We start from the raw sequence: 16,727 nt of genomic DNA on the forward strand, positions 1-16,727 counted from the left end.
GATTTCTATATACCTACTAAAATAATACGAAACTGGGGGAGAAATCTACTTTAGAACTTTATTTTTATTAAATAAAAAAATAGTTAGCGAGACGAAACGCTTTTGACTTTTTAATCGGCTGATTGATTTCAACATAACGCTCTGAAATATAGCCTGATTTTGAAGCGGAAAGAATTATAGGGTGAGGTTGCATTACCACCTCACCTAAAATAGTTTCACGGCGAGTGTAACTACCCAAAACAATATAAAGAATAAAAGAAGCCGTAATCAAAAAAGATAATAAAAATACAAGCCAGCCCGGTATTGATGAAAGTAATACCGCTGTACTCTTCCATTTTTGATGTTCAAGAGCTTCTTTTCTAAACATAAATATCTATAGTAAAGATGCGTAATATATACCAAGTAATACTGTTATAATTAAATTCAATTCAATTACCATCTTAAATGTTTTTTGGGGGACATTGTTAATTTTTGATACTCTTTTCAATAAAATCATCATTAAAAATGTAAGTGACATAAAAAAAGGGAAAATGCCTTGTGACATAAACAAGGCATTCACTAAAACAAATAGAATTAAATCTTTCATCGGATACAGCTATTTTTTATCAGCAATACCAACAGCGGCTCCACCTAAAAATCCAATTCTAGGTGCTAGATATCTCGCAGCCGCAGAACCTAATGGACCACCTACAGCTCCTGAAGCGGCCCCTACGGCAATGCTAGTACCAAATCCAGACCAAGAAAAATTACCTGAAATTACAGAGTTTCCAAGATATCCCAAACCTCCACTTAGAGCTCCGATACCTGCACCAGGTAGCCCAAATGAAACAGATACATGCTTTATTTCATAATCAGTTAGTTGTCTCATTATACAATCCTCAGTATGTTTCTTTGTGAATGGTTATCTAACTTTAATAGAGTTGGTATATATAGCACATAAACTAACAAAAAAAGTGATCTACTTCACATTATTCTAAATTACCCCAAAAAATCGCTCATACCTATGCAAAAACCAACCATTTTCCTTTTTTGCATAACTCCCCAAACAAAGAACAGCAAAGCCCTACCGCCATTTTTTGCCCAAATTTTTTATTATTTATCTATGCAAAAGACTAGTACCCCACAGCTCTAACTTTCATATCTGTTCTTTAATTGCATTGATAGAATTTATACCAACGTTACCGCTATCAGTTATTCGATCTAGAGTAATTTTGAACAGAGGATCACCTTTTTTAATCGGCTGATTGATTTCAACATAACGCTCTGAAATATAGCCTGATTTTGAAGCGGAAAGAATTATAGGGTGAGGTTGCATTACCACCTCACCTAAAATAGTTTCACGACGAGTGTAGCTACCAAAGGTTATGTATAGAATAAAAGAAACAATGATTGTGAACGACAATAGAAAAACTAGCCAGCTTGGTATTGATGAAAGTAATACCGCTGTACTTTTCCATTTTTGATATTCTAAGGCTTCTTTTCTGAACATAATTATCTCTTATCAAAAAGATATAAAATTAAATTCAAAAAAGCAAAGACAGTGGAAATCAAAAAAACATTAAAAATAGATTGTTCTATATCAACTTCTTTCCCTCTAACAAAAAATTCATATGTAGAAGCATATATCATATTTAAAATAAAATAAAAAAATAAAGAGCTTTTTATACTTAATGAAAATTTTCTACTGATAAATACAAGAAGCTGATTAAATAAAACGGAAAATATGATGAGATAAATATTCATGTATGGTACCGTATTTTTGTAATGAAAAGGCACTATTTGTTAGACGAAATCGCTTTTTGAACCCCAAAGTTTAACCCTATAAAACCTGGTCACCAAGCTACATTAGCTGCTATATCACCAGCTGTCTTAATTGTAGCCCCTCATACCCCTCCTGTTATTGCCCCCGTAGCGAGAATAAATACCTTTCCATTTTTGATGTTCAAGGGATTCTTTTCTGAACATTAATTACTTTTTCTAAAAAAGATTAAATATACTACTAACGCTAAAATAGGATCTGCAATCCATCTATTTACAGCAAAGGGTAATATAGGATAAATAAAGTTGGAAGCTATAAAAAAGAAAATAGCAAAAATAAAAGTAGTGAGAATAAATCTTTTCATTTTACACCTTCTTTCATTCAAATATCACAATATAATAATATTGTGTTTGTGTTCTTTACCACATATTTTTTTGTTAAGTAACAAAGAATTATAATGAAAAAACATATATAGAATTATATATCATATTTAAAATGAGAGGCTGTATTAAATTCACAAGTATATTAGTCTAATACAGCCATTTTCTTTATATTTCTATTTATTATTAAACCATTTCAGTAGAAAATATACAACAATAATATAAATAATTGAGCCAACAAAACAGCCAACCATTATATTTACAATACTTCTTTCGTTAGATTCAAACAAATATGCAATCAAAAAAGTTATCGAAAAAAATATCGGAGCCTGAATAATTAGCGATTTTTTCATAATTACCACCAAAACATAGCTAGATGAATAGAACCATCACTAATATCCCCTGTAATTGCTCCATTTGTTATAGATTTACCCAAATTTCTTCCAGCAAAGATGCTATGAGTATCACCTATATTTAGAACCCTCATAAAAAATCCCCTCTTTTGATACCATTCAAATTATTATCTGTTAAACACAATAATTTAACACATTGATAATGCCTAAAAATTCAGCGATTTAATTGTACTCTTCCATTCACTTGGAGGAAATTATTTTTATATATATCTTGAGGAAAACGTGATCAGTATCACAATTTATTAATTTTTTGAGATTGAAGATTTTTACATAGAGAATCTTAAGAGGTAATTTTTCACAGTTTCAATAGATTGAAATAGCGGTAAGATTTTGCAAAAAATTTACAAGATCTTACCGCTTGTTAGGGGTTGTGTCTATTAGAGAAGCGATGGTGCTGCATCTAATAGAATTCGGGTGTACTCTTTTTGTGGGAAGTCGAAGACTTCGGCGGCTTCGCCTTGCTCAACGATCAATCCACCATTCATTACAACAATACGGTCAGAAACTTGGCGTACTGTTTGTAAATCGTGTGAGATAAACACCATTGCAAGATTTAACTCTTTTTTCAAATCTGCAAGTAAGTTAAGCACCTGTGCTCGAACAGATACGTCTAATGCTGATGTTGGTTCGTCCGCCACAATCAATTTTGGGTTTAACGCTAACGCACGAGCAATCGCAACACGCTGTTTTTGCCCGCCCGATAAACGCGTTGGTTCAACTAATGCGGCTGAACGTGGTAAGCCAACACGAGAAAGCAGTTCATACACACGTTTTTCACGTTCGTGTGGTTGTAACACGTTGTGAATATCCATTGGGTCTTTCAAAATATCTAGCACTCGCATTCTTGGGTTTAATGCGGTTGCTGGATCTTGGAAGATTACCGATACTTGGCGACCAAACTGTTTACGAGCTTCGGTGCTACCGTATTTCATTTGTAAGCCATTAAACTTAACTGTACCTGACGTTGGTTTTTGTAAACCGATAATCACGCTAGCAAGGGTAGATTTTCCGCAACCAGACTGCCCTACTAAGCCAACTGTTTCACCTGCACTAACACTTAAACTTACACCACCTACGGCAGTAAATTTCTTTGGATTGAACAGCGTACCATCACGAGAAGGGAACTGTACAACAATGTCCTCCAATTCAATAATTGGCTGTTCTTTTAATGGTTTCATACTCATTATTTAGCCTCCAAATGTGATGCCCATAGATGTTTCGGGTGGTCTCCTGCTGGAACAAGTTTCAAACGTTGTTTTGGATTTGCATCTGGTCGTAGTGAACGGCTTGCAAAACGGTCGCCATCTGCGAAATCAAACGGTGATGGAACACTACCAGGGATTTGATACAAACGCTCTGCACGACACTCTGTTGAAAGCACTGAGCCAAGTAATCCACGAGTATATTCGTGTGTTGGGTTCGTGAGTAACGGTGTTGTTGGTGCAGCCTCTACCACTTGACCTGCATACATTACGGTAATGTGGTGAGCAATTTGTGCAACAAGTGCGAGATCGTGGCTTACAAATACCATTGCAAAGCCTAATTTTTCACGCAATTCGTTGAGCAATTTAATCACTTCAGCTTGAACTGTTACGTCTAATGCGGTTGTCGGTTCATCTGCAATCAAGAGTTTTGGTTCACGAGCAAGTGCCATTGCAATTAACACACGTTGTCTTTGACCACCCGATAATTCGTGTGGATAACGGTTTAAGGTTTTTTCTGGGTCAAGTTTTACCCATTGCAATAGGGTTTCTGCTGATTGTTTACCACCACGACTGATAAGCTGTTGCATTTGGTCTTTAATACGCATTGATGGGTTTAATGCACTTAACGCATCTTGATAAATCATTGAAATTTCGTGACCACGCAATTCATTTAATTTATCTGTTTTGAGTAAATCGTGTTGCTGACCACTGCGGTCGGTAAAGAGAATTTCCCCCGTAATTTTTGCTGTTTTTGGTAATAAGCCCATAATCGAGAAAGCTGAAATTGATTTACCACAACCAGACTCACCCACCAAGCCCATTGTTTCACCTTCGTGAACGGTAAAGCTGATGTTATCCACAAGTGGAGTTTCGCCATAACGATTTGGGAAGCGAATAGAGAGATTTTTCACTTGTAAAATCGGTTTTGCATTTGGATTGACTTGCATACGATCGGTACGAGTCACTTCTTTCTCTTGTAATTTTAATAGGTAGCGTTTTAAAGCTAAACCTTCTGCCATCGCTTCTTGTACATCTGTTGAAAGCGGTTTTGATACGTCTTCTTTTGCTGCTGTTGGGCTACGTTTGAGTTTTGGATTCACTAACGCATCAGTTAAGCCTTCAGATAAGATATTTAATGATAATACCGTTAATAAAATCATTAAACCTGCAAAAGTTGTCGCCCACCAGAAGCCACTTAATACTAAGTTACGTCCTTCTGATAATACGTTACCCCAAGATGGATATGGTGGTTGTACCCCTGCCCCTAAGAATGAAAGTGATGCTTCTAATACGATGGCATCAGCAACCATTACTGTGGCAAAAACTAAAACAGGTGCTGCAGTATTACGCACAACGTGTTTTAAGAGAATGTAAGTACGGCTTCCCCCGATAACACGTTCTGCACGAATGTAATCTTCTTCCCATTGTGAAACTACGTTAGCACGCACAACACGAGCAAGTTGTGGAGTGTAAACCACTGCAATGGTTAAGATAATTACAGGCACGCTGTTACCGAAAGTAGCAAGTAATACGGCGGCTAAGGCGATACCTGGGAATGCCATTAAAATATCCATTAGACGCATAATAACTTCGTTACCGAATTTATCTGCGGTAGCGGCAGTTGCCCCTAAGATACTACCGAATACAATCGCCATTCCCACTGCACCTAAACCGATGAAGAGCGAGGTTTGTGCACCGTAAACTAAGCGAGAGAAAATATCTCGTCCTAAGCGGTCTGTTCCGAATAAATATTCACTACTCGGTGCTTGCACAGGGCGTAATGTTTGGAGCGGGTCATAAGGTGCCACCCACGGCGCTAAAATTGCAACGGCTGCAACAACCAATAAAAAAATCAATGCAATTTTGGAGGCGGTTGATAATGCTTTGAATCTTGCACCGCCAGAAGCAAGTCGATCTGCTAATCCTTGACGAAACATTATAAACTCCGAATTTTTGGATTGATGATAAGATACAGAATATCAACAATGATATTTACCAACACGAAGGTAAATGCAATGGTTAATACTACGCCTTGTACTAAGTGTAAATCGTGATTGACGATACCGTTAAAGATCAATTTACCCATTCCTGGTAAGTCAAAAATCTGTTCGATAACCACTGCTCCACCTAGTAAATAACCTACACGCAAACCAAGTACGGTTACAGGTGTAATTAACGCATTGCGTAATACATTACGGCGGATAACCGTTGCATAAGGCACACCATTACCGATTGCTGTACGCACATAATCTTTATCCATTTCTTCTACCATTGTGGTACGCACAACACGAATCAATGATGCACAAACAGGTACTGCTAAAGCTAAGGAAGGAAGTACCATTGAGCGAATATATTCTGTTGGATCTTCACTAAATGCAACAAATCCACCTGATGGTAACCAATCTAACTCAAGAGCAAACCATTGAATCAATAAAATCCCCAACCAGAAAGATGGCGTTGCAACTGCAGCAACAGAAAGTAAACGAATAATTTGATCCACCCAGCTATCACGGTGTAATGCTGCTAATACGCCTAATGTGAAAGAAACAATCGCAGCTAAAAATACCCCGATAAAAGTTAATTGTAAGGTAATAGGAAAAGCTTTTGCGATAAGAGAAGTAATAGGCTGTTCTGGCGGAGTTGTCATTCCAAAATCAAATTGTAATGCATTTCCGATAAAACGAATGTATTGAACAACAAGTGGATCATTTAAGCCGTGCTGTTCACGATATAATTCTTTTGCTGCTTCACTAGCACTCTCGCCCAATGCGACAGTAGCTGGATCACCTGGTGTGAATTGCAAAATAATGAACACTAATGCACTTACGCCAAGCATCATTATTGGTAATGCCATTAAACGACGTAATAACAGACGAAGTACGATTTCCATTTTTTTCTCCGACTACAAGAATGGTTCGTTGGAAGGTTTATATTTATCAAAGAAAAAGCGGTTATATTTTTAAAATAATTTGCAAAATTTGTTATCAATCTAACCGCTTAAATATTCAAATGAAAGAGCTTGTTCCCACTCTCGAAAGAGTGGGAAATTAGGTCATTATTTACGACCAACACCAATAAATGATAGACCAGTGGTTGGGATTGGTTGGAAACCATCTAGTGATTTATCACTCCAAGCCGTTGGTAATTTACGGTGAACAATTGGGTAAAGCGGAACTTGCTCTGCAATAATGTTAATTGCTTTTTCCCAAGCTGCTTTAGCTTCTGCTGGCTCTTTAGCTTTAACCGCAACATCAAGTAACTCTTGTAATTGAGCATACTCTTTAGTGTCTGACCAACCGAAACGTTTTTTCGGCCATACATCACCACGATACCACCAGCTTAAGAGTAAGTCTAAGTCGTTACTGAACACTGATGGGTCCCCCGGTGCCATTACAACTTCGTATGCACCTTTATCAACGTGTCCGCCATATAATGCACCTGATTGTAAGTGTTGTAAGGTTACTTTAACACCAGGGATCTTATTCCAAGACTCTAGTACTAATGGAGCACATTCTTTCACCCAAGAGTGGTCTGTTGAAAGTAATTGGAATTCTAATTTATCCACACCTGCTTCTTTTAATAATTCAGCTGCTTTTTTCGCATCGTAATCATATTGGCTAGATGCTTTTACATAATCAGGGTGAGTGTCTTGAACATAAGAAGTTGCTGCTTTTGCATTACCTAAGAACACAACATCAATGAGTTTTTGTGTATCTAAACCATAGTGTAATGCTTGACGTACTTTTGGATTATCAAATGGAGCTTTCTTACAGTTAAACATTAAGAAGAGTAAACCAAATGATTGTACAGATTCTACTTTACCTTTACGTTTTAAGCGTTCTGCATCTAAATACGGTACGCTTTCCATTGCTTGTGTACGACCTGATTCCTGTGCTGTTACACGAGCAGCATCATCAGATAATAAGAACCAGCTCATTTTCTCTACTTTCGCTGGGTATGGTCCGTTATAACCTTCGTGAGCGGCAAAGACGATACGGTCATCTTTTACTGCTGATACAAATTTATATGGACCAGAACCTACTGGGTTAGCATCAAATGTAGTTTGACCAACTGCTTCAACAACGTGTTTTGGTACAATTTTCACAATACCTAAACGTAATTTGAAGATAGCAAATGGATATTTAAGTTTAAACTCAACTACTTTATCATCTACTGCTTTAACAGAATCAATAAATGGTACAAATTGAGCGAACAGCGATTTTTTCTCAGGATCTAAAACACGTTGGTAAGAATAAACAACGTCTTCGGTGGTAACTGGTTTACCATCGTGGAAAGTTGCACCTTCGCGTAAGGTAACACGCCAAGTGGTTTCATCAACTTGCTCTGGCTCTTTAGCTGCAAGTGCGAGATACGGTTGGCGTGTTGCTGGGTGTAAATCAACTAAACCTTCAAAGAAGTGCATATTTGCTGCAAAAGAAGATGCACCACTTGCTGTCGCTGGGTCAAAACCTGTTGAAAGTGGGTAAGCAATACCTGCTTCAATAGTTGAACCTGCTGCTGGTGCAGCGTATGCTTTTGATGAAAGTGAACCAAGAGTACCACTGAATGCGATACCTGCACCTACGCCAGCAACTAATTTCATAAAGCCACGGCGAGATTCATTATGTTCAAAGTGATTAGCCATAACAGACTCCTTAACGGTGTTGTGTTTAAACAAAAATGTTCAAGTTCATAAACTCAAGAACTATCACAGAGCTTGATTTCCAATCTCAAATTTTGGAGTGAATTAACCAAAATTCAAAACAAAAATGGATTGAAAACATCATAACATTGTCAAAGAGTATGTCAATAAATTGTCTAATTGAGAGTTTACATTTGTGATCTATATCACGAAATTCAACAGAAAAGTAACAATTAGTCTGGATTGTATCCGCTATCTTCTAAAGTCGGCTGGTTTGCAGCCTCTCGAGCAAGTTGATCGCAAATTTCATTTTCACGATGCCCAGAATGCCCTTTTACCCACAACCATTCTAATTGGTGAGGTTGAATTTTCTGATCGAGCAATATCCATAAATCTTGGTTTTTAACTGGCGTTTTATTACTTGTTTTCCAGTTATTTTTTTTCCAATTTGCCAACCATTTTTGGATACCATTTTTCATATATTGGCTATCACTAGATAGTTGAATATGGCAAGGCTCTTTTAGCATTGATAAGGCTTCAATAACCGCTAATAACTCCATTCGGTTATTAGTGGTTAAATGATAGCCTTTACTCAAGGTTTTCTCGTGATTTTTATAACGTAACAGCACGCCTATTCCCCCTTTTCCAGGGTTTCCTAGGCAAGAGCCATCAGTAAAAATTTCAACGGTCTTCATTATATATTAAATGATTCAATAAAGCGGTGAGTTCTTCTGTATTTTTATCAAACAACGTTGCTTATTACATCACAATCGTTTTATTTTGATAAACAAACACACGATCTGCTAAGACTAATTCTAATGCTCGGCTTAGTACTGTTTTCTCCACATCACGACCTGCTCGCATCATTGCATCTGCGGTATAGGTATGATCAACGTTGATCACATTTTGCATAATAATCGGCCCTTGATCTAGCTCGTTATTGATAAAATGTGCTGTTGCACCAATAATTTTTACCCCACGCTCATAGGCTTGCTGATAAGGTTTCGCACCGATGAAAGCAGGTAAAAATGAGTGGTGAATATTGATCACTCGATTAGGATAACGCTCAACAAATTCAGGATTTAATACACGCATATATTTTGCAAGTACAATATAATCTGGTGCATATTCATCAATTTTATCGCTTAATAATTTATCGTGTTCTACTCGAGTTAAACCTTCGTGGCTTACTAAGTGGAAAGGCACATCAAAACGTTCAGCCAAACTTCTTAACGTATCGTGATTACCAATTACTGCGGCAATTTCTACATTTAATCCGCCGTAATACGTTTTCATTAGAATATCACCCAAACAGTGTGCTTCTTTTGTTACCAAAATCACAATTCGTTTCTGTTTTTGTGGTACTAATTTATAGCTAGACCCTTTTGGTAAGGTAAATTGCAGATCGGCTAGTAACGTTTGATCGTTAAAAATACCTTGTAATTCTGTTCGCATAAAAAAACGGCGAGTATCGCTATCTACAAATTCACTATTTTTGACAATATTTAATTGGTGTTTATAACAGATATTCGTTATTTTTGCGACTAACCCAGTATCATCTGGACATTCTGTTAATAAAATTTTATTTTCAATCATTGTGTTAATTTTATCTATGTATAAATGGAAAAAGAGAACTCATTTTGTATGAATTCTCTTTTATATTCAATCTAAGAATAATTAGATTTCAAAATCTTTTAATGATTTACCTGCATCTAATGCTTTTTGAATCACACTTGGTGTTCTACCTTGACCCGTCCAAGTCTTTTCTACGCCATTATCAACATATTTATATTTTGCTGGACGTGGTGGGCGAGGTGTGCGTGGTCCACGTTTTTTAAATTCTGTTGATGAACCTAATAATAATGCTAATTCTTCTGCAGAAATACCATCTTGAGCCAATAATTCACGATATTTGTTTAAACTTTCTAAACGTTGAGCAACTTCTGCTTCCTGTGCTTTAACTGCTTCACGTTTTTCTTCAACAACGATAGTGAGTTTTTCAAGTAAGCCTTCTAACTGCTCAAGCGTTACTTCACGAGCAATAACACGCAAACTACGAATATTAGATAATGTTTTTAAAACTTCAGACATTTATTATCTCCTAAATAAATTTGATTTAACATTATTAAGAATAAAATTTCTATAATGTTTTTATCTTAACCTAAGATTATTTAAAGGTAAATATCTAATAAATAAATTTCCAATAATTATTAAGTATAATAAAGCCATTTCTTACGAAATAAAAATTTAACATTTAACTATTGGCAAAGCACTATTCTTCAGGTAATCTATTGCGGTCCTGCAAATTGTAGAGGTGCAGATACAATCAGTACTTTTTCTGAGTGGAAAACGGTGAAGAAAAATGAAAGGGGTATTTGCCGAAATCAATTATGTGTCAATGTAATTGGTTGGGGTCGTTGCCGAAAGGAACGACACTGTCGTAATAATTTAAGATAAGTTATTGCGGAGCGCTACTGTTAGGGTCGGTTCATTATTTATGGTCTTTCATATTACCGCCTTTTCTTTCTATACCATTTAGATAATGGTGTTCAGTAGTTTCTCTTCTATTTTGTTTGACGATAACATTTATTACTAAGTCATCTTTTTAGAGGTTTTATGAATTTAATTGATTATTCAAGCTCGATATGGTCTGTTGTCCCTGCGGCATTAGCCCTTATTTTAGCTATTGTAACACGCAAAGTATTACTATCCTTAGGGGTTGGTATTATTGTTGGGGCATTTATGCTCTCTTCCGATATTCTTGGTGGATTTAGTTATTTAAAAGATATTGCCGTTGCTTTAGTTTATGCTGATGGAGAATTTTCTTTCGGCAAAGTTCAGATCCTAATTTTCTTACTTTTATTAGGTATTTTCACTTCTCTACTCACCTATTCAGGCAGTAATCAGGCTTTTGCTAACTGGGCGAAAAAACATATTAAAGATCGTCGTGGAGCAAAATTACTCACGGCTTGTTTAGTATTTGTAACTTTTATTGATGACTACTTCCATAGCTTAGCTGTTGGTGCTATTGCACGCCCTGTTACTGATAAATTTAAAGTATCACGAGCAAAACTTGCTTATATTTTAGACTCAACCGCAGCACCAATGTGTGTGCTAATGCCTGTTTCAAGTTGGGGGGCGTCTATTATTGCAACTATCGGTGGACTGCTTGCAACTTATAGCATTACCGAATACACCGCAATGAGTGCATTTATCTCGATGAGTGCAATGAACTTCTACGCTATTTTTGCCTTAATTTTAGTCTTTATTGTTTCTTACACCTCTTTAGATATTGGCTCAATGGCTCGTTTTGAACGTGCTGCATTAAATGCTGAGCAACAAAGTGAAAACAAGGAAGTGGAAACAAAAGGACGTGTCTATGCGTTAATCGTACCTATTTTAGTACTAATCGTAACAACAGTTACCTCAATGATCTATACAGGTGCAGAGGCTTTAGAAACCTTCTCACTATTAGGTGCGTTTGAAAATACTAATGTAAATTTATCTTTAGTTATTGGTGGCTCTGCGGGTGTAATTGCAGTAATTCTTTGCACATTGGGCTTAATTAAAGCAGAAGACTATCCAAAAGCAATTTGGTTAGGCTGTAAATCAATGTTTGGTGCTATTGCAATTTTAGTTTTAGCGTGGTTAATCAGCAGTGTTGTTAAAGATATGCACACTGGAGATTATCTCTCAACATTGGTTGCTGGCACAATCGATCCTGCATTTTTACCTGCAATCTTATTTGCACTTGCAACAGTAATGGCATTTGCAACAGGAACAAGCTGGGGAACATTCGGTATTATGCTCCCAATTGCTGCAGGAATGGCAGTAAATGTAGATGCTACACTACTCATTCCTTGTATGTCTGCGGTAATGGCTGGTGCGGTATGTGGCGATCACTGCTCACCAATCTCAGACACGACCATTTTATCTTCCACAGGGGCACAATGTAACCATATGGATCACGTAACATCACAGCTTCCTTATGCAATATTAGTTGCTAGTGCTTCTGCTATTGGTTACTTAGTATTAGGTTTCACAAAATCAGCACTCACGGGTTTTGTTGCAACCGCTGTGATTATGGCAATCTTACTGATTGTGCTAAAAGCGAAGAAATAACGTAAACTCTACATAAAACAAGCGGTCAGTTTTGTATTTTCTTTTACAAGATATATCACAAAACTGACCGCTTTTATTTGGTGTAATGGACAAAAATGTGGGATTTTTGTCCATTTTCTTTTCAAGTGGACAAAAGTGTGGGATCTCCATTATATTTTTGATCGTTAATTGCTTTTCTTATTCAAAAAATCCTTTATAAACATAACCTTACGTTTTTTGCTTAATCCATTGTGATTATTTAATTTTCGTTTTAGTTCACTAAATAATCCCTCAAGCCTATTTGTCGTTTTTTCTATATTAAATTCAGGATGTTTTTCAAAGGTAAATAAATATTTCTCATAATATTTTAAGCTAGATAAAGCCCCTCTTAAACCTTTATGTTTATAAGGAAAATAACCCCTCTCATTACATTTATCTGACCGTTCATTTAAATAATCTTGGTGCTTTAAATACCAATAATGTAAATGGCGATAAAATTCGTTTTTTCGGCTATCTCTCAGTGTTTTAACAAGTATTTTGAGTGCTTTTCCTGCAATGGATTTATGTTTTTTTCTTAATTTCCGCATCACGATGGCAAGCATATGAAAATGGCACATTTGAGTGGGGGTATCTAATAGATCCTTTAGCAACCCTCTACGACCATCACAAGTAATTGATTGAATAATATAGCCTTTTTCTCTCAATCTATTCAGTGCATTTTGATAATATTCATTGCGTTCTGTGCTCACAATTTGATGATAAACTACCTTCGCACTTGAGCTATCCATTATGACCAAAACACCAAACTCTCGTCCAAAGAAAGTGGTATCCATAATAATATTTAAATGGGTGGAAATAGGCGGTTTTAAGGCTGTTTTAGGAGCTTTATCAATATATCTTTGAATGGTTTTAACGGAGCATTTATATTTTAAGGCAAGTTCTTTATAAGTTTGTTTTCCTTGCGAATAATCTTGCCAAATATCGCTATAATTTAATTTCTTTTGGAAGGTAAATGTTTTATTACAGGAAGGACATTTATAGCGTTGAATATTATTTTTCAATCCGTGTTTATGGATAACAGTATTTTGGCAGTAAGGGCAATTTTTTGTTCATTTTCAAAAATGTGGGTTAAAGGCTTGTAGTATAAGGCTTAACTACACTTTTTTCCCACATTTTTGTCCATTACACCTTTTATTTGTATTACACCAACTAGTATCAATCTCAAATTTCAAGCAACACCAATTTTAACTGGTTAATCTTATCTCTCACCGCAGCAGCTTTTTCAAATTCAAGATTTTGTGCAAAGGCTTTCATTTGCTGTTCTAATGATTTCAGCTCTTTTTCCAGTTCTTTACGAGATTTTGGTATGTAAGCGGTATGATCTTCTGCGACTTTTGCAACTTTTTTACCTCGTTTTGGCTTATCTGTTTGCCCAATATCGAGCAACTCGCCGACTTTCTTATTTAAAGCTTGCGGTATAATGCCGTTCTGTTGGTTATATTCCATTTGCTTTTCACGGCGGCGTTCCGTTTCACTAATCGCTTTTTGCATTGAATTAGTAATGCGATCACCATAGAGAATTGCCTTTCCGTTTAAGTTTCGAGCGGCACGTCCAATAGTCTGAATTAGCGAACGTTCTGAACGTAAAAAGCCTTCTTTATCTGCATCAAGAATTGCCACTAGTGAAACTTCTGGCATATCTAAACCTTCTCGCAACAAGTTGATCCCAACCAGTACATCAAACATTCCCATTCGTAAATCGTGGATAATTTCTACTCGCTCTACCGTATCAATATCACTATGTAAATAACGTACTCTTACACCGTGTTCATCAAGATAATCCGTTAAATCTTCCGCCATTTTTTTGGTCAGTGTTGTCACTAATACTCGTTCATCTACGGCAACACGTTTATGAATTTCTGACAGCAAATCATCAACTTGGGTTGCGACTGGACGAACTTCGATAATCGGGTCTAATAATCCAGTTGGGCGAACCACTTGGTCGATCACATCTGGATTTTTCTCCAATTCATAAGGGCCTGGTGTCGCAGAGACATAAATAGTTTGCGGAGATAAGCGTTCAAATTCTTCAAAACGTAATGGTCGATTATCCAAAGCGGAAGGCAAGCGAAAGCCATATTGCACAAGGGTTTCTTTTCTTGCTCTATCTCCACGATACATTCCGCCAATTTGTGGAACGGTAACGTGGCTTTCATCAATAATCAATAAACCATCACTCGGCATATAGTCAAACAGTGTCGGTGGTGGATCGCCTTCTTTTCGACCTGATAAATATCGAGAGTAGTTTTCGATCCCAGAGCAATAACCAAGTTCATTCATCATTTCAATGTCAAACTGAGTTCGTTGAGCCAAACGCTGTTCTTCAAGTAATTTATGTTCTTGGATAAAATAAGTTCGGCGTTCAGCAAGTTCCACTTTTATCTGTTCAATCGCATCTAAAATACGTTCTCTGGGTGTAACATAGTGGCTTTTAGGATAAACAGTATAGCGTGGCACACGCCCTAAACTATGCCCTGTGAGTGGGTCAAATAAGGTTAAATTCTCAATTTCATCATCAAATAATTCTACTCGTAACGCAACTTCATCCGATTCGGCAGGGAAAATATCAATCACTTCACCACGCACACGAAAGGTAGAACGTTGAAAGGCTTGGTCGTTACGAGTGTATTGTAATTCGGCTAAACGAGATAAAATCGTGCGTTGATCGATAATAGCTCCAACTTGCAAATGCAACATCATCTGCATATAAGCATCAACATCGCCCAAACCGTAAATAGCAGAAACAGATGCCACCACAATGGTATCTCTACGTTCTAGGAATGATTTTGTTGCGGACAATCGCATCTGCTCGATTTGTTCATTGATAGACGCATCTTTTTCAATAAAAGTGTCACTACTCGGAACATAAGCTTCAGGCTGGTAGTAGTCATAATATGAAACGAAATACTCTACGGCATTTTCTGGGAAAAAAGCTTTCATTTCGGCATAAAGCTGAGCTGCAAGGGTTTTATTTGGGGCAAGTAACATTGCAGGGCGATTTAAGTTAGCAATCACGTTAGCAATCGTAAAGGTTTTTCCCGAACCAGTTACACCAAGTAATGTTTGATGAGCTAAACCATCATTCAACCCTTCAATCAATTTCGCTATTGCGGTTGGCTGATCCCCTGACGGTTTAAACGGAGAGTGCAAAATAAAAGGTTTGCCTTGCTTGTTCATTAAAAAATCCTACCCAGAAAAATTGATAGGATTTTATCACAAGCAAGCGGTGAGATTTGTAAAATTTTTTACCAATCTCACCGCTTAACTTATCAAAAGAGTTTACTTAACCAGCCTAATTTTGAACCTAACACATTGAAATAGTTATAATCTTTTAGGTGAAGTAGTTTTAATTTATCCGTACTTTTTTGCACAATAACACGCTCATCAGCACTAAAAGGTAGTAAACGCTGGCTATCACAACTTACCACTAAGTTAGGTTGATTATACTGAGCGAAACGCAGTGAAATAATACTGTCGCCATCAACGACAAGGGGGCGAGAAGATAAACTATGCGGACTCATTGGTACGAGTGCTATCGCATTCAGATTAGGGGTAAGAATAGGCCCACCTGCCGAAAGTGAATAAGCCGTTGAACCTGTTGGGGTTGAAATAATTAAACCGTCAGAACGCTGTGAAAAGGCAAATTTCCCATCAATACTCACTTCAAAGTCAATGGTTCTAGCAATTTGACTAGAATGTACCACCACTTCATTTAAAGCGTTATTCGCTTCAATAATTTTACCGTTTTGCTCAATTTTAGCATCTAGCAAAAAACGTTCTTCAATAATAAATTCGCCACGCTCTAAACAGCTGTGTAACTGTTCAAAAGCAGATTGTGGGGCTATGTCAGTCAAAAAGCCAAGATTACCACGATTGATCCCAATCAGCGGCACTTGATATTTTGCCAATTGGCGAGCCATTCCCAGCATATTGCCATCTCCGCCAATCACAATCACCAGATCCGCCCATTCACCGATTTCTTGAAGGCTCATTGGATTAGGTAAACTCAGTTGTTGAGCAATATTTTTCTCAACTAAGACATTATATTGTCGCTCTTTTAGCCAGTTATAAACAGCTAAGTGAGTTTCTAACGCAATATCGTGGCGTGGTTTACCCACAATAGCGATAGTCTGAAAGGGGCGATTTCGGTTCATATTTGCTTTTCCT

Annotated in this window: 13 protein-coding genes, 1 pseudogene and 1 riboswitch; of the genes and pseudogenes, 1 reads left to right on the forward strand and 13 read right to left on the reverse strand. The window is 36.9% G+C overall.

What is annotated here, in order from left to right; all coding sequences use genetic code 11:
- Positions 1-67: 67 nt before the first annotated feature.
- From ACWIW0_RS00880 to ACWIW0_RS00925, 10 genes are all read right to left on the reverse strand, one after another.
- Positions 68-367: a hypothetical protein gene (locus tag ACWIW0_RS00880; RefSeq protein ID WP_454451816.1), complete on the reverse strand. Its 300-nt coding sequence runs from the start codon at positions 365-367 to the stop codon at positions 68-70.
- Positions 368-595: 228 nt separating this feature from the next.
- Complete coding sequence (locus ACWIW0_RS00885) at positions 596-868, reverse strand: hypothetical protein (RefSeq protein ID WP_454451817.1); 273 nt, start codon at positions 866-868, stop codon at positions 596-598.
- A 267-nt stretch (positions 869-1,135) separates the two neighbouring features.
- Positions 1,136-1,489: a hypothetical protein gene (locus ACWIW0_RS00890; protein WP_454451818.1), complete on the reverse strand. Its 354-nt coding sequence runs from the start codon at positions 1,487-1,489 to the stop codon at positions 1,136-1,138.
- A 1,440-nt stretch (positions 1,490-2,929) separates the two neighbouring features.
- The gene (locus tag ACWIW0_RS00895) at positions 2,930-3,736 is read right to left on the reverse strand and encodes an ABC transporter ATP-binding protein (RefSeq protein ID WP_157393929.1); all 807 of its coding nucleotides are present in this window, start codon (positions 3,734-3,736) and stop codon (positions 2,930-2,932) included.
- A complete protein-coding gene (locus ACWIW0_RS00900; protein ID WP_454451819.1) occupies positions 3,736-5,694 on the reverse strand; it encodes a dipeptide/oligopeptide/nickel ABC transporter permease/ATP-binding protein in 1,959 nt (652 codons plus the stop codon). The genes ACWIW0_RS00895 and ACWIW0_RS00900 overlap by 1 nt, the downstream gene beginning before the upstream one ends.
- Entirely contained in the window at positions 5,694-6,647 is a 954-nt protein-coding gene (locus ACWIW0_RS00905; RefSeq protein WP_454446577.1) for an ABC transporter permease, read from the reverse strand. Before ACWIW0_RS00905 ends, ACWIW0_RS00900 begins: the two co-directional genes overlap by 1 nt.
- A gap of 165 nt (positions 6,648-6,812) precedes the next feature.
- The gene (locus ACWIW0_RS00910; protein WP_454446576.1) at positions 6,813-8,402 is read right to left on the reverse strand and encodes an ABC transporter substrate-binding protein; all 1,590 of its coding nucleotides are present in this window, start codon (positions 8,400-8,402) and stop codon (positions 6,813-6,815) included.
- Positions 8,403-8,632: 230 nt separating this feature from the next.
- Positions 8,633-9,094, reverse strand: coding sequence for a ribonuclease HI (gene rnhA / locus ACWIW0_RS00915; protein ID WP_157393925.1), 462 nt, complete (start codon positions 9,092-9,094; stop codon positions 8,633-8,635).
- Positions 9,095-9,158: 64 nt separating this feature from the next.
- The gene (gene purU / locus ACWIW0_RS00920) at positions 9,159-9,995 is read right to left on the reverse strand and encodes a formyltetrahydrofolate deformylase (protein WP_157393924.1); all 837 of its coding nucleotides are present in this window, start codon (positions 9,993-9,995) and stop codon (positions 9,159-9,161) included.
- An 81-nt stretch (positions 9,996-10,076) separates the two neighbouring features.
- On the reverse strand, positions 10,077-10,490 hold the full coding sequence (locus ACWIW0_RS00925) for an H-NS family histone-like protein (RefSeq protein WP_454451820.1): 414 nt from the start codon (positions 10,488-10,490) through the stop codon (positions 10,077-10,079).
- Between the two features lie 210 nt (positions 10,491-10,700).
- Positions 10,701-10,881, forward strand: a riboswitch (Lysine riboswitch).
- A 134-nt stretch (positions 10,882-11,015) separates the two neighbouring features.
- Between ACWIW0_RS00925 and ACWIW0_RS00930 the strand changes: the two genes are divergently transcribed.
- A complete protein-coding gene (locus ACWIW0_RS00930; RefSeq protein ID WP_454451821.1) occupies positions 11,016-12,521 on the forward strand; it encodes a Na+/H+ antiporter NhaC family protein in 1,506 nt (501 codons plus the stop codon).
- A gap of 164 nt (positions 12,522-12,685) precedes the next feature.
- Here ACWIW0_RS00930 and ACWIW0_RS00935 read toward each other — a convergent pair.
- From ACWIW0_RS00935 to ACWIW0_RS00945, 3 genes and pseudogenes are all read right to left on the reverse strand, one after another.
- Positions 12,686-13,591 (reverse strand): annotated as a pseudogene (locus ACWIW0_RS00935) (IS256 family transposase, variant Zn-binding type); the annotation flags it as partial.
- 130 nt (positions 13,592-13,721) lie between these two features.
- The gene (gene uvrB, locus ACWIW0_RS00940) at positions 13,722-15,737 is read right to left on the reverse strand and encodes an excinuclease ABC subunit UvrB (protein ID WP_454451822.1); all 2,016 of its coding nucleotides are present in this window, start codon (positions 15,735-15,737) and stop codon (positions 13,722-13,724) included.
- A 92-nt stretch (positions 15,738-15,829) separates the two neighbouring features.
- Positions 15,830-16,714: an NAD(+) kinase gene (locus ACWIW0_RS00945; RefSeq protein ID WP_157393920.1), complete on the reverse strand. Its 885-nt coding sequence runs from the start codon at positions 16,712-16,714 to the stop codon at positions 15,830-15,832.
- Between the last annotated feature and the right edge of the window lie 13 nt (positions 16,715-16,727).

It is taken from the genome of Ursidibacter sp. B-7004-1 (genome assembly GCF_053654055.1).

What these genes read in the sequence shown, in the direction of transcription:
- ACWIW0_RS00880 (WP_454451816.1), bottom strand. Translation starts at nt 367, where the DNA reads ATGTTTAGAAAAGAAGCTCTTGAACATCAAAAATGGAAGAGTACAGCG.
- ACWIW0_RS00885 (WP_454451817.1), bottom strand. Translation starts at nt 868, where the DNA reads ATGAGACAACTAACTGATTATGAAATAAAGCATGTATCTGTTTCATTT.
- ACWIW0_RS00890 (WP_454451818.1), bottom strand. Translation starts at nt 1,489, where the DNA reads ATGTTCAGAAAAGAAGCCTTAGAATATCAAAAATGGAAAAGTACAGCG.
- ACWIW0_RS00895 (WP_157393929.1), bottom strand. Translation starts at nt 3,736, where the DNA reads ATGAGTATGAAACCATTAAAAGAACAGCCAATTATTGAATTGGAGGAC.
- ACWIW0_RS00900 (WP_454451819.1), bottom strand. Translation starts at nt 5,694, where the DNA reads ATGTTTCGTCAAGGATTAGCAGATCGACTTGCTTCTGGCGGTGCAAGA.
- ACWIW0_RS00905 (WP_454446577.1), bottom strand. Translation starts at nt 6,647, where the DNA reads ATGGAAATCGTACTTCGTCTGTTATTACGTCGTTTAATGGCATTACCA.
- ACWIW0_RS00910 (WP_454446576.1), bottom strand. Translation starts at nt 8,402, where the DNA reads ATGGCTAATCACTTTGAACATAATGAATCTCGCCGTGGCTTTATGAAA.
- rnhA (WP_157393925.1), bottom strand. Translation starts at nt 9,094, where the DNA reads ATGAAGACCGTTGAAATTTTTACTGATGGCTCTTGCCTAGGAAACCCT.
- purU (WP_157393924.1), bottom strand. Translation starts at nt 9,995, where the DNA reads ATGATTGAAAATAAAATTTTATTAACAGAATGTCCAGATGATACTGGG.
- ACWIW0_RS00925 (WP_454451820.1), bottom strand. Translation starts at nt 10,490, where the DNA reads ATGTCTGAAGTTTTAAAAACATTATCTAATATTCGTAGTTTGCGTGTT.
- ACWIW0_RS00930 (WP_454451821.1), top strand. Translation starts at nt 11,016, where the DNA reads ATGAATTTAATTGATTATTCAAGCTCGATATGGTCTGTTGTCCCTGCG.
- uvrB (WP_454451822.1), bottom strand. Translation starts at nt 15,737, where the DNA reads ATGAACAAGCAAGGCAAACCTTTTATTTTGCACTCTCCGTTTAAACCG.
- ACWIW0_RS00945 (WP_157393920.1), bottom strand. Translation starts at nt 16,714, where the DNA reads ATGAACCGAAATCGCCCCTTTCAGACTATCGCTATTGTGGGTAAACCA.